The following is a 13,755-nucleotide window of genomic DNA, read 5'->3' on the forward strand; positions in this document are numbered from 1 at the left end:
CCTCGTGGACGAAAGAATGTGAAAATAGAAATTGAAGTGGGAGTCAGGCATAGAGGCAGGGCACATGTGGTTCTGAGGGAAGGGGTTGTGATGGCCTTCAAACGCAGTTCCGCATCATTCAGATAGCGGAACCGGAGAAAGCTCAGGGTAAACTGCGCCGGTGGTTACCGGCGTGGTCCGTGACTGTATTCTGTCAGGATGTTGCGCTATGTGATCTGCCGGAATCCACCCGACTCGATGTGCGTGTGGAAATGCCGCAGGGCTCAGTGTGGAATGTGAAACAGTGCGAACTGGTTGAACAGATGAAATGTGAGCGGGCTGAGTGTGAGATACAAAGAGTGGAATTAGAGTAATCATGCCGGTAGTTTAATGAAATTACTTTTTGTAAGCTTGGGGCACATGATCTTCAATATCTCTGATTGTTATTTATGGCAGGGTGAAATCTACGTAGATATCATTGGTTGTAAACTATGTGCCTTATATGTTAATCAATTGAGCTGTATGTATTTACAGTTTCCTTCTTTGTGGAAATTTTGTATAAATATGCGTCGTTTATTTTTTAACAATGAGGGGTTATGGGAACAATATATTCTGATAATAATAAAAAGAAATTTAAATTTGGGCTAGGTTGGCAAATTTTAATAGCATTAATCTTAGGGGTTATAATAGGAGCAATATTACATGACAATGATAACAAGGATTGGTTGATAGTTAATTTTCTTGCGCCAGCAGGGAAGATATTTATTCAATTAATTAAAATGATTGTTGTGCCAATTGTTATTTCTACATTAGTAGTCGGCATTGCTGGAGTTGGAAGCACTAAACAACTAGGTAAACTTGGCTTTAAAACAATATTATATTTTGAATTTATTACGACCATAGCTATAATAGTTGGTATTACACTAGCGAATGTATTTCAGCCCGGAGTGGGAATAGATATGTCATCTCTCAGTCAGGTTGATATATCTCAATATGAAAAAACAACACAACAAGTTGAAAGTCATTCACATGGTATAATGGGTACAATATTATCATTGGTGCCAGAGAATATTTTTGCTGCTATGTCTGGTGGACAGATGCTGCCAGTTATATTTTTTGCGGTTATTTTTGGTTTAGGTTTATCCTCTTTACCAAGAGAAAAGAAAGAACCATTATTAACAGTATTACAAACATTTTCTGAAGCAATGTTCAGAGTCACTCATATGATTATGATGTACGCACCTATTGGTGTTTTTGCATTAATCTCTGTAACAGTGGCTAATTTTGGCTTTAGTTCCTTAATTCCTTTAATTAAACTAGTTGTTTTAGTGCATGCGGCTATTATAATATTTGCTGTTGTTATTCTTGGTGGTGTGGCCAAATATTGTGGAATTAATATATTTACTTTAATGAGAATTCTGAAGGATGAGCTTATATTAGCATATTCAACAGCAAGTTCTGAGACAGTTTTGCCTCGTATTATGGATAAAATGGAGCAATATGGCGCATCAAAATCAATAACAAGTTTTGTTATTCCAATAGGATATTCATTTAATCTGGATGGGTCAACGCTATATCAGAGTATTGCTGCTATATTTATAGCTCAATTATATGGCATTGATCTATCCATATGGCAGGAAATCACACTTGTTCTTACGCTAATGATAACCTCAAAAGGTATTGCTGGTGTTCCTGGTGTTTCTTTCGTTGTTTTACTGGCTACATTAGGTAGTGTTGGTATTCCCTTGGAGGGGTTAGCGTTTATAGCAGGGATTGACCGAATATTGGATATGGCAAGAACTGCATTAAACGTTGTTGGTAATGCATTAGCTGCATTGATTATTGCAAAATGGGAACATCAGTTCGACGCTAAAAAAGCTAAGGAATATGAATCAAGCTTATGAGCGAAGAATAAATTTATAGGAATAAAAACCGCACTGTTAAATATTCAGTGCGGATTTTCAGATCTATTTGAATTTTTTTGTTACAATATCAGTGTGTTTTTTGATAAAAATATCAGAGGCCGCTATGTGAATCGTACAATGAAAAAGCTAATGTTATTAGCGCTAATGGTGCTAAGTATTGCTGCATCAGTAGTTGAAACCCTGTCAAAAGAGAGTACTCCATTTGAGTTTTACTGGGAAAATAAGCCTGAGGAAATCAGTCTGATTAAGGCAGAAAAATACAAAGTAACTACTGAATAATTAATATATTTTTTGGGTAGTGAAAATAATTAATAAATGGAATGAAGATACTGCATTAATTTTTAGGAACGGAAGGTTAGTATCTGTCATAGTCTCTTTCTCAGATAAAAAAGTGATGGCCAATCTATCTGTGATAAGACTAAAAAAGAAACAAACTACCTTGGCAGTCGTGGTATTGATATCAGTCAATTTAGTGATTATGAAAAAATATGTGTCATCAAAAATAAAAACAAACTAATGAATTATAATAAAACTGTGAAAGCGACTTATGGGAAGTGAAAATAAAATTATATCGGGCTTTTGGTTTGGGGGTTATTGGAGCAACAACCTATAAATTTTTAGGTGAAGTAACTGAATAAAAAATAGCGTTGGCTGATATATGGCGCGAAAATTTTTATTGTATCAGTCCAGATTTAATCTGACATATCTGAGGTATAGTATTCATCATGCATTGTTCACAGAGTAAGCCTTAGTGTATCTTCACGTAAACTAATAAACTCCGTTAGGCTATATATTTTTTTATAGACATCACAAACTAACAAAACAGATACTAAATATTTATCTATAAAAATAGATTATAAACACAAAAGCAATATTCGCACATAATGTATATATACATTATGATGAACTAGTTTGTTAAAAAGGATACAAAACGTAAAGATACACAGAGGAATACATTGTGCTTAAAGATAATTTTAATGAATTACAAATTTTTTTTGCTGTTGCGAGGGAGAGAAGCTTTACCAAAGCTGCGGCTAAACTGGGGGTTTCTCAATCTGCACTGAGTCATGCAGTCAAGGCATTGGAAGAGCGTTTAAATGTTCGACTCTTAACACGCACAACTCGCAGTGTCGCGGCTACAGAAATAGGAGAAAAGATTATTGCTTGTCTTGAACCCCGACTGGCTGATCTTAATCACGAGTTAGAGGCAATCATTCAGCTTAATGGCGTGGCTTCTGGCAATATCCGTCTTTCAACGGGGGAGCATGCAGCACGCAGCCTTCTTTGGCCTAAGCTCAAACCGTTTCTGCGTACATATCCGGATATTAATATCGAACTGGTAGTTGATAATGGGTTTGTTAATATTGTTGATGGCGGTTTTGATGCGGGAGTGCGTTTGGGTGAAAGCGTTGATAAGGATATGGTCGCCGTCAGAATTGGCCCTGATATGCGGCTGGCGATTGTTGGTTCACCGGGATATTTTGATTCTCAGGGCATACCGCAAACGCCTCATGAGTTACAGCATCATCGTTGTATCAATATGCGTCTTCCTACCGCAGGAGGGTTGTATCATTGGGAGTTTGAAAAAGAAGGCAAATCGTTACGTGTTAGAGTGGAAGGGCAACTCACCTTTAATTTATTATCTGAGCGAGTTGATGCAGCTCTGTCCGGGTTTGGCATTGCCTGCGTCCCCGAGGATACCATCCAAGAGGCTGTCAAATCAGGAAAGCTGATCCGGGTTTTAAGTGATTGGTGCCCGGCTTTTTCTGGCTATTATCTTTATTATCCCAATCGAAAACAGCACCCTCCTGCGTTTGCATTATTGATTGATGCACTGCGTTACAGTGAGAAATAGAGGCTGGTAGAGTGAGACAAATGCATTAATACATACCAGCCTATAAAGCAAGTTTATCGATTAATCAGTGCTTGTAACGCAGCGGGATAGCGTTCTCCAACAATTTTTACTGTTTCCAGCGCATGGGTAATTTTCTGCAAATCGTTATCTGTAAGTATGACATCGACAGCATTTAAATTTTCGTCTAAACGATGCAGTTTAGTTGTACCCGGAATAGGAACAATCCACGGTTTTTGTGCCAATAGCCAAGCCAGTGCAATTTGTGCTGAAGTCACGCCTTTCTGACTGGCGAGGTCGGCTAACAAAGTAACCAGTTGTGCATTCGCCTCTAACGCTTCTGCATTGAAACGCGGGACCTTGCTACGAAAATCATCATCGTTAAATGTGGTATTCGCATTAATTGCCCCAGTTAAAAATCCTTTCCCTAATGGGCTAAAGGGTACAAATCCAATACCTAATTCTTCGAGCACAGGTAATATTTCATCTTCAGGTTCGCGCCACCAAAGTGAATATTCGCTTTGCAGTACGGTGACAGGCTGAATAGCATGTGCCCGGCGAATTGTCTGAGCGCTGGCTTCAGAAAGGCCAAAGTGTTTTACCTTACCTTCAGCAATCAAATCTTTTATTGTGCCTGCTACATCTTCAATCGGTACATCAGGGTCAACACGGTGTTGATATAGAAGATCAATAACGTCAGTTTTAAGCCGACGTAATGAACCTTCGACGGCTTCACGAATATGTTCCGGACGGCTATTTAAAAGCTGTTGTTTGTTTTCATTACTGCAGTTGAAACCAAATTTCGTCGCAATAACCACGCTGTTTCTAAAGGGTTTTAACGCTTCACCAACCACCTCTTCATTCAGGAATGGCCCATAGACTTCTGCGGTATCAAAAAAAGTTATCCCACGTTCTACTGCTGTACGCAGTAATTCAATGGCCTGATGTTTATCTGTGGCTGGACCATAACCGTGACTCAACCCCATACAACCTAATCCAAGTGCAGAAACTTCAAGTTTTGAATTACCGAGAAAACGTTTTTTCATGATTGATATCCTGATAATTAATTAGATTGTTTGTATGGCTAAACATCCAGTTTGCGGCCAGCGAGCCATTCGACCATCGCAGGATCGCGATGTGAGAAGAAAGCACTGGTTGCGGTGTCGAGGGCGGTAATCTGCAACATATCTTCAGAACTGAGTTCAAAATTGAGAATATTGATGTTTTCTTCCATACGTTCTTTTCGCACCGATTTTGCCAGTGAAACGATGCCTCGCTGGAAGATCCAACGCAGTACAACTTGTCCCGCACTTTTGCCGTACTTCTGACCAATTGCCGTTAGCAAGGGATGCTGGAACAAACCATTCTTACCCTCAGCAAATGGTGCCCAGGCTTCCGGTTGAATGCCGCGGCTTTGATTCCATGGAACGTCATGTAGCTGCTGGTTGAATGGGTTAATTTCAATCTGATTTACCGCAGGGGCTACTTTGTTGAAGGCGATAAGGTCGGCCAGTCTGTCCGGATGGAAGTTGCTGACGCCAATAGCACGAATCTTTCCTGCCTGTTGCAATTCTTCCATGGCACGCCATGCCCCATGGACATCGCCGTAAGGCTGGTGAATCAGGTACAGATCAACGTAATCAAGTTGCAGTCGATTCAGGGAGCGCTCAAACTGGGCTTTAGCACCTTCATAATTGGTATCCTGCAGCCAAAGTTTAGTTGTGATAAAAAGTTCGTTACGGGCGATACCGGTCTGTTTCAGAGCATTTCCGACCTGAGTTTCATTCTGGTAAGAGGCGGCAGTATCGATCAGACGGTATCCCGTATCGACGGCATCAATAACGGCTCTTTCGCATTCAGCGGCATCAGACATTTGAAACACGCCAAAGCCCAGCAGGGGCATTTCAATACCGTTGTTCAGTTTTACAGTTTGCATGACGTCATCCTTCAGCTGTTGTTTAGGGAAATCATAATGCAAACTGATTTATTTGATTAGATGGGATAATTAGCTAGGGTTTATTAAATGTGTTCATTAATATTTATAGGGTTGACGGGCGGTTTAGTGCCAAAAGTAGACATTTCAAATGTTTAGTATTGATAGCTCAAATTAGTACGAAACTACAGAATATAGAAGAACTAAAAATTATTGTCACACTGATACTGCTTTAATTTTAAATAATTCAAGACAATCTGAACTTCCATTAGCATCGCTTAAAGGGACCTTAGATAATTCTGAATTATCTGTTAACCTGAGGAGATTCATTTTCAGTCTTAGGTCGTTAAAAGAACTCGTTGCAAGGATGGACAATACTTACAGTTTTGATGGAAATCCAAGCATTATTAAGTGTGGTTCCCTTCGGGAACAGTCAACATAAAATTTCCGTAAAGTCATTTTTAAGACAATATAACAGAAGGATGTACTTAATGAGTGTAGAAGTGCGGGACTACGTTTCGATTTCTGATAAGTTAAACAGCTTCGGGATCTCCGTTCCCAACGGGTTATCAATACTCCCAAACAATCTAGCAACGGCAAAATCTATCGGTGACCTTCGTCAGCACGTTGAATCTGACACAGTACGGACGCTGTTGAAGGCAAAAAAAATTCCCTATGTCGAGATTTTCGACGAGGATAGCCAACCACCGTATCTGCAGCAGTACGGCTTTGAATGGTTCGGACCTACACTTTTTATATCAACAGGCCTGCTATTGCAGGAACCCAATGTTCTTTCTATAACCCTCGGAATTATCACAAACTATCTTTATGATTTATTCAAAGGAGGCAAGAATGGCAAAGTCTTACTTGATATCATCGTCCAACAAGCTGACGGTTCTTGCAAAGAGGTCCACTACAGCGGATCTCCAAATGGGTTAAGTGAAATTGCTGAAATTGTCAAGGAACTGAGTTCCAGATAATAAACGTTCCACTTACAGAGCAGTCGATGAAAATGACCTTCGAACAAATAATTAATTTCTTCAATAATGGTATAAAGGAAGCTGAAAGTTTCCTTTATATGACCCGATCTAGCCAGTTGCAACTAGAACAATGTTTGGCGCTAGATCATTTATTGTACAACGCTACACGAATTAAGTCCAAGGAGATACATCGTGGTGAAGAAAATACTGCGAACCTCTTCTTGGGTTACGAGTGCGCCATAGGTTCTGTACGATCAGAGCTAATGATGTGGATTTTGTTAAAACTTGATATGCCGAATGAGGCATGGGATCAACTTATAGCTGCTCAAATGGGATGTTTAGACGCAAGCCGTGCTCATGATTTTTTTGCACACTGCGAGCAGAGGATAATGGTTTTGGAGCAGCTTGAAGATAAAATCTTCCCCCCACAGATATTCATTAGTGCAGGATTTTTTTCGGATAAGCTGGATTGCTCTATTTGCCAGATGCGTTACTCTCAATGCGAACATCTACGAGGAAAACCTTATATGGGGCAATTCTGCGAAGTCATTCATCGCAATATACGTGGCAACCATGTAGCCATAGTCGAAGTACCTGCGGACAAACGTTGCCGGTTTGTTTCAGTTAAAACCAAAGACGGTTATCAAGATAAGTTATCTTTAAAAACTACACCATATAAGAAGGGAGAATTATTCAAAGAAGGTGATCTACTTGAGGCCAAAATGCACCTTCTACACTCGAATCGCTATCCATATCTCACATCAACAAAAAAAATCCTTGGTACAAAGTTTCTAACATTAAAATCAAAGTCAGAGCTAAAATAACTTGTAGTTAACTGTAGCGGATTACGAGATCGAAAATTAGTGCGGATGGCCTCTATTATCTCGTCTTCTTTGTGCCAAATGCAGGCTATCCGATAATAAAGGTTTTAAAAACTCGAAGTGTTTTTCGTTTTATCTGAATCCAGTGCAATAGCATCAATACTAGAGTGAATATCCGTCAACCTATGTAACAATTTAGCTCACAAGTATGATAAAATCAAATAGCAATTCTGACCACATTGTGATATGTAATAACTCACTGTAATGTAGCGAATATTTATGGGAAATTAAATTAAGAAGGAAATCATGGAACTTTATAGTGGTAAATCAGATGATAAAGATGCCAGCTATCTTATTTCATACTTAAATAATGTACTCAAACCTGCCTCTGAAGAGTTTTTTAAACTTATTGATAGTAATAGCATGAAATTACACCATGCTTATTCCTTTAATGCAATACTGGCACATGTAATAGATTATATGACTTATATTCTTAAAAAGAAAAAACCCAGCATCACCAGAAGATACTTCATTAAAAACTTCGATGAAATTTATTTCATCTCAGGATGTAACTATATTAATAATAAATTCGAACTATTAGATGCTATTAATAATTCTTTTAAACATGTAGAACTTCGAAAAAATCAGTACAAAGACCTTATTCATCTCTATGGTGATCTTTCATTTAAGAGTTTGAAAGCTAATGAAGGAAAAATTTTTTTCAATATGCCCGAGTATAAATTTGATTATTGTCGAGTTGTACTAAGACCCATTGCTAAAATATTTGATTGTGGTCTTAATACTACAGATGATATTGATAATTTTATTAATGGACGAAAATTTGGAAGTACGGGGTATGGTACATTTATATACGACTACGAACCATACGATGCAATTGATCGAATGATCGACTACTGTAATTCTGAATGTATGGACTGCGGTGAAACTGACCAATACTGTGATTGCCCTAGCTTCACCTACGGCCCATCAAAAGGGGAATTCAATCCAAACTCTGATCCTAATTTCGATTTTACAGATGTTATGTCCAATATTAGTGGAACACGAGAATGGAGAAAATAGAAAATCCTGGCCGCCCATAACTCATTGTATTTAAACTAAGTACATTCGGTGTTTGACCTTATATCTGCATTTCGCTCATAGCTGTCCTTGGTCTTGTTTGAGACAGTTGTAGGCTAAAAATAGAAGTCACATAAGCACTTTTATGTGAAAAGCGGCTATTTGATTGCTTGATATTCGGCATCAGTTTGCACCTTGATGCTGCTAAAAAACATACAGAACGTTTAACCCATACAACGTTATTCACCAGCTGTAGACAGCTACAGCATATGATTATACAATCATATGCTGTATGGGGTGGAGCTGGTGTCACTAGACGTAATCAAAGAAGATAGCGGTGCTGAATTAAGCACAGGCACTTCGGTACGATGCTTGAAGTCAGACACAACGCTTCGCCTCATACAAATGATCTTCTGCGAGCAACCTCATGCACTGAATAAAATACACTAACGTCTTGCCTCAGCTTACCCTTGTAGAATAACTGTGTCCTTTCAATAATTACCCTAACTACCGCAGCATCTCGAGCATAGAAAGTAACATTGCACGTTCGACTTTCATACCACCGTTTTCTTGTTTGCCCATCACGTCTTTCATCCGTTAAGGTTATTTTTTTTGACTCGCTTTTAGTTGTTTTCAACAAAATCCTCATAGCTACTGGAAGTAAAATTAAGGATTGTACTTTAGTTTCACCTGGGCGGCTTCTTCTTGTTATGTGCTCCCATCCTCTACGGGTAAAAACAACCTGAAAAGGATTGGTAGACGATTTAGATTCTTTCATTAAATTTTTATAATACTGCTTTGCTATTAAATACAGACTTTCTGCATAAGGAGTTATTTTAGCGAATGCAGTTTCATCTATTACAAGTGATGTAGGCATATTTGCTGCCAAGCGAGGCAAACTCCTTAATCTAGCCCATTGCCAGCATAAATTATATATATTAACTTTAGCAGTAGCATCAAACTTATCCTTAATTTCAAAGTATATTGAACCATCAGACAATTTATTTTTTTCTGAACGTAAATTCGTCCAGTACGCTACCGGATCCCCCTTAGTAAGCCTAGGGGGAATAACGTTTATCATTATAACTGGTCCCGGATAGGCACGCCAACGATTCATATGTAATTCAATATGCTTCTTACCTAAATTTAAATTATAATCTTTACTTGGTACCTGAGAAACATAACCTGTTTTAATTTGGGCGAAAATAATATCGCCTGTTGAATTGGCTGTTTGTTTGTATTTTCTGAATTTTAGAAGAAGAATAACATCGATACCATCATCATTATGCGCCGACAGCACTTCTAAACCAGCCCCCCATAATCCTTCAACAATCCATTGAACCCAAGCAACTCCAATCTGGCCTTGATGGTTTGTATCTATTTTTTTATTCATATTCCCTCTTGTAAAAACGTTAATAACATCTATTTATGTACATAACCTCTTGACAGGCTATATTAGTTCGATCCTCGATATATTTCATTCTAAATGAGATCGAACTGTACGATTGACCACCTGAATGTAGGCAATTGCGTATTCAAAATATCCCAAGTATTGAAAAATTCAATTGCTGCCGCATCTCCCATGGAGCTAAGTTCTCGATGTTTGGCTATCAGAGCATAGACGAGGGCAACCCAAGAGGAAGTTAGAGCCCTCTGTAACGCGTTTGCTTTGTAAGCTTTAATCGCATCAAGGAAGTATTCCTTCCGCTGGGCATTCAAATTCGTGTAGAAGTATATGAAGATCTATGAACTAACTTTCCATGATTAAAATTCTATGATGTTACGTGTCGAAAATCATATCAATATCACATCACGACCCCCTCTTCACCAAGTGCTAAGGTTATTGTGCAAACATGCTCAAAAATTCCTTCCAATATTTTTCTACCGGCTAGCTATAGACTGCGGATAAACGTCCGCTCCTCGCTCATAGCGGACTGTCGGCTTTGATTTCAATGAGTAATGCATGTGACGCATAAGATTAGTAAAAATCAGATTGATGAGACAGCCAAATTTCTCTATCATTAGCTGTATATATATACAGTTAATCGGTTCTGAGTATGAAACTTGTCAAGATCAACGATGATACAATTCTGACATTGCCTCTGTTCCTGGAACATGTCCCCGCTGGGTTCCCGTCACCGGCGGCGGACTATATCGAGGAGCGCATAAACCTGAACAGTGAACTGATCCGACACCCGGAAAGTACCTATTTACTCAGGGTTGAAGGTAGTTCGATGATAGATGCGAATATCTTTAACGGTGATGTGGTTATCGTGGACAGCGCGGTAACTGCGGCGGAGGGGGATATTGTGATTGCCAGTTTTGACGGAGAGTTTACTGTCAAAAAATTACAACTGTCACCGGTGCCTATGCTGATCCCGATGAATCCGGATTATCAGCCTATCGTAATCAGTAGTGAGCAGGATTTACAGATTTTCGGTGTGGTCACCTACATCATCCACCGAGCGCAGTGATGTTTGCGCTGGTGGATGTAAACAGCTTTTATACCAGCTGTGAAAGAGTGTTCCGGCCCGATCTGACAGGTAAGCCGGTTATCGTCCTGAGCAATAATGATGGCTGCGTGATCGCCAGGTCAGCAGAGGCGAAAACCCTCGGTATCAAAATGGGGGCGCTGTATTATGAGTGTCGCGATTTTTGTCATAAAAACAATGTGACAGTATTCAGCTCAAATTATGCGTTGTACGGTGATATGAGCAGCCGTGTGATGACATTGCTCTCATCCTTCGCACCCGCCACAGAAATCTATTCTATAGACGAAGCTTTTCTCGATTTTACCGGCATGACCAGGATATTCAGCCCGGAAGATTACGGACGTGAGATACAGGCTGCCATTCTGCAGAAAACACACCTTCCGGTCGGCGTTGGTATTGCACCGACAAAGACACTCGCAAAACTTGCCAACCATGCAGCAAAAACATGGAAAAAAACCGGCGGAGTGGTCGACCTTTCTGATCGGCTGCGCCAGCGTAAATTACTGGCACTGATACCGGTCAGCGAAGTGTGGGGTATCGGTCGGCGAATATCGGCCAGACTGAACACCATGGGGATTCGCACGGCATTAGATTTGGCGAACGCCGCACCGGCAACTATCCGTAAAACTTTCGGTGTTATTACTGAGCGTACGCTGCGGGAACTGAACGGAGAACCCTGCATCAAGCTGGAAGAAGTCAGAAAGGTGAAACAGCAGATCCTCTGCTCCCGATCATTCGGTACCAAAGTGACGGACATTGTTACCATGAGAAAGGCAGTGTGTGAATATGCCGAACGGTCAGCGGAAAAACTCCGGGAAGAAAAACAGCGCTGCCGGATGATCGGACTGTTTGTACAGACCAGCAGACACGCTAACGGGCTGGACTATGCGAACAGTGCAAACATTTCACTCGAGTATCCCAGCTGCGACACGCGGGACATCATCAATGCCGCCATGAGAGCACTGGATAGTATCTGGTGTGACGGGTACCGGTATTATAAGGCTGGCATCATCTTGTCAGACTTCACTGATTCAACCGTCACCCAGTTCGATATGTTCGCCATCCGGCAGCCATTCAAAAACAGCGACGAGCTGATGAAGACTATGGACACAATAAACAACAGTGGGCTGGGCCGTGTGTGGTTTGCCGGTAAAGGCAGTGACAGCGGGTACAAGATGAAGCGCGAAATGTTGTCACCGGCATACACAACAAATTTTAGTCAGTTACCGGTGGTGAAAAGTTAATGTGGCACCAGTGAGATAAAGAGTTGTTGCAAATATGCAGTTTGTTTAAATGATGAGTGTATCGCTATGGGTAGGAGTGGTGGGACATATTTGGGACATGAATAGTTTTAGATGTGCTTTATACCTTTTCAATCTTTTTAATTGTTGGGACGTGAAAGCGTGATTTAATGCGGTATCTAATTGATTAAAAAACAAAACTACTGACTTGTAATCAGTAGGTCACCAGTTCGACTCCGGTAGCCGGCACCATATTAAACCCGTTAACTCTCAACCAGTTAGCGGGTTTTTCATTTGTGCTCACCAACCACACTCAGGGTCGGGTGGGACATATTTGGGACATCCTCACCAAAAACAGCATCGATTTGCTGCGTCTGCGTCTGCGTCTGCGTCTGCGGCTTCTGGCCTCCTGCCTGATTGCCGCCGAAATCCAGTTGATTCACGATAATCACTGGTGCAGACCGTTTACTGCCATTCTGATCAGTCCATTCCTCCATGACAAACTCGCCAATAACCGTCACCTTCGTTCCTTTTTTCAGGTGCTCTGGCAATTTCTCAGCTTTCGCGCCGAACATTTTGCAGATAACCCACGATGTCTTTTCGTGCTCGCCATATCCCTGCCTAACCGGCAGACTGAACGATGCAACGGCTTTCCCTGCCGGAGTCCATCGTTGCTCACAATCCTTTCCGGGATTGCTGCTGACAGTAATCACGTTAATTGCCATTTATGCCGCCTGCTTAAGTTCGTTGATCCTGATGCCGGTGAGGCGCTTACATTCATCCTGTTTGCTGCCGTCTTCCGTGGCAATGAAATCAAACTCAGCCTTCACCACGACATAAAATAAGGTACCGCCTTTTTGTGTCTGTCGCTCCGTGACAGAACGCTCCATAATGCGAGGAAGGATAATCAGGCCATGCTTAACCAGCGCTGGGGCAAGTGCGTTGTATACAGCGTCGATACCCCTGAACATAAACCCCTGTTGTGAATTCCGGCTCCCTTTTTTGATGCCTGTCTCAGCCAATTCCTTGGCTACGGCACTTATTGCCTTATAGACTTCAGACATGATTAATCTCCCAATCTCTGGCCGGGGCGTGATTCCGTACGCCCGCCGCCGTAATAATCGACACCATCTACACCGGTAGTTTTTCCATGTTTAGTTTTCCATTCTCTCCACACCTTAGCTTCAGTTGCATTCCGTGCTGCTTTGATGTTTTCAGGTAGGTGACGGGACGCTTATTCCGGGACTTGAGGGAGAGATTGTACCGCTGGCAAGAGAAAGTACCGCAAACATGAGTAAGAAGCGCATGACAAGCTTAATCGAATATTCGCAGGCGTGGGCTATAGGTGAAGGTATAAAACCCCGCGCCGCACGATACAGGTTTAATCATTACGGACATCAGGAATAGGAGCAGGACGTATGAAAGAACCGCACATACACCGACTTCTCACCAATG

Annotated in this window: 14 protein-coding genes and 1 pseudogene; 10 read left to right on the forward strand and 5 right to left on the reverse strand. The window is 40.9% G+C overall.

What is annotated here, in order from left to right; genetic code table 11:
- Window positions 1-179 precede the first annotated feature (179 nt).
- From ACSBQN_RS04605 to ACSBQN_RS04620, 4 genes are all read left to right on the forward strand, one after another.
- Window positions 180-353, forward strand: a complete 174-nt coding sequence (locus ACSBQN_RS04605; protein WP_214232540.1) for a hypothetical protein — start codon at window positions 180-182, stop codon at window positions 351-353.
- 222 nt (window positions 354-575) lie between these two features.
- The gene (gene gltP, locus ACSBQN_RS04610; protein WP_434991621.1) at window positions 576-1,883 is read left to right on the forward strand and encodes a glutamate/aspartate:proton symporter GltP; all 1,308 of its coding nucleotides are present in this window, start codon (window positions 576-578) and stop codon (window positions 1,881-1,883) included.
- A 126-nt stretch (window positions 1,884-2,009) separates the two neighbouring features.
- Window positions 2,010-2,183 carry a hypothetical protein gene (locus ACSBQN_RS04615; protein ID WP_434991622.1) on the forward strand — a complete coding sequence of 58 codons (174 nt, stop codon included), beginning with the start codon at window positions 2,010-2,012 and terminating at the stop codon, window positions 2,181-2,183.
- Window positions 2,184-2,862: 679 nt separating this feature from the next.
- A complete protein-coding gene (locus ACSBQN_RS04620) occupies window positions 2,863-3,759 on the forward strand; it encodes a LysR family transcriptional regulator (protein ID WP_214232536.1) in 897 nt (298 codons plus the stop codon).
- 53 nt (window positions 3,760-3,812) lie between these two features.
- Here the strand turns inward: ACSBQN_RS04620 and ACSBQN_RS04625 are convergent, their stop codons facing one another.
- Window positions 3,813-4,802 (reverse strand): aldo/keto reductase, encoded by a 990-nt coding sequence (locus tag ACSBQN_RS04625; protein ID WP_434991623.1) that lies wholly within the window; start codon window positions 4,800-4,802, stop codon window positions 3,813-3,815.
- A gap of 38 nt (window positions 4,803-4,840) precedes the next feature.
- Window positions 4,841-5,692: an aldo/keto reductase gene (locus tag ACSBQN_RS04630; RefSeq protein WP_214232534.1), complete on the reverse strand. Its 852-nt coding sequence runs from the start codon at window positions 5,690-5,692 to the stop codon at window positions 4,841-4,843.
- Window positions 5,693-6,180: 488 nt separating this feature from the next.
- On the opposite strand from ACSBQN_RS04630, the gene ACSBQN_RS04635 reads away from it, so the two are divergent.
- From ACSBQN_RS04635 to ACSBQN_RS04645, 3 genes are all read left to right on the forward strand, one after another.
- Window positions 6,181-6,669, forward strand: coding sequence for a hypothetical protein (locus ACSBQN_RS04635; RefSeq protein WP_434991624.1), 489 nt, complete (start codon window positions 6,181-6,183; stop codon window positions 6,667-6,669).
- A gap of 26 nt (window positions 6,670-6,695) precedes the next feature.
- Window positions 6,696-7,493 carry a hypothetical protein gene (locus tag ACSBQN_RS04640; protein WP_434991625.1) on the forward strand — a complete coding sequence of 266 codons (798 nt, stop codon included), beginning with the start codon at window positions 6,696-6,698 and terminating at the stop codon, window positions 7,491-7,493.
- 303 nt (window positions 7,494-7,796) lie between these two features.
- Window positions 7,797-8,570 carry a hypothetical protein gene (locus ACSBQN_RS04645; protein WP_434991626.1) on the forward strand — a complete coding sequence of 258 codons (774 nt, stop codon included), beginning with the start codon at window positions 7,797-7,799 and terminating at the stop codon, window positions 8,568-8,570.
- Window positions 8,571-8,964: 394 nt separating this feature from the next.
- On the opposite strand, the gene ACSBQN_RS04650 is transcribed toward ACSBQN_RS04645, so the two are convergent.
- Window positions 8,965-9,960: a DUF4365 domain-containing protein gene (locus ACSBQN_RS04650; protein ID WP_434991627.1), complete on the reverse strand. Its 996-nt coding sequence runs from the start codon at window positions 9,958-9,960 to the stop codon at window positions 8,965-8,967.
- 664 nt (window positions 9,961-10,624) lie between these two features.
- Between ACSBQN_RS04650 and umuD the strand changes: the two genes are divergently transcribed.
- Window positions 10,625-11,041, forward strand: a complete 417-nt coding sequence (gene umuD / locus ACSBQN_RS04655; protein ID WP_214232532.1) for a translesion error-prone DNA polymerase V autoproteolytic subunit — start codon at window positions 10,625-10,627, stop codon at window positions 11,039-11,041.
- Entirely contained in the window at window positions 11,041-12,303 is a 1,263-nt protein-coding gene (umuC, locus tag ACSBQN_RS04660) for a translesion error-prone DNA polymerase V subunit UmuC (protein WP_214232531.1), read from the forward strand. The genes umuD and umuC overlap by 1 nt, the downstream gene beginning before the upstream one ends.
- A 287-nt stretch (window positions 12,304-12,590) precedes the next feature.
- Here umuC and ACSBQN_RS04665 read toward each other — a convergent pair whose 3' ends face one another.
- Window positions 12,591-13,025 (reverse strand): single-stranded DNA-binding protein, encoded by a 435-nt coding sequence (locus ACSBQN_RS04665; RefSeq protein ID WP_434991628.1) that lies wholly within the window; start codon window positions 13,023-13,025, stop codon window positions 12,591-12,593.
- Window positions 13,026-13,085: 60 nt separating this feature from the next.
- Window positions 13,086-13,364 (reverse strand): annotated as a pseudogene (locus tag ACSBQN_RS04670) (ERF family protein); the annotation flags it as partial.
- 172 nt (window positions 13,365-13,536) lie between these two features.
- Between ACSBQN_RS04670 and ACSBQN_RS04675 the strand changes: the two are divergent.
- Window positions 13,537-13,707 carry a recombination protein NinB gene (locus ACSBQN_RS04675; RefSeq protein ID WP_080740581.1) on the forward strand — a complete coding sequence of 57 codons (171 nt, stop codon included), beginning with the start codon at window positions 13,537-13,539 and terminating at the stop codon, window positions 13,705-13,707.
- The last annotated feature ends 48 nt before the right edge of the window (window positions 13,708-13,755 follow it).

The organism is Morganella sp. B601, from assembly GCF_051172335.1.
Lineage (GTDB): Bacteria > Pseudomonadota > Gammaproteobacteria > Enterobacterales > Enterobacteriaceae > Morganella > Morganella morganii.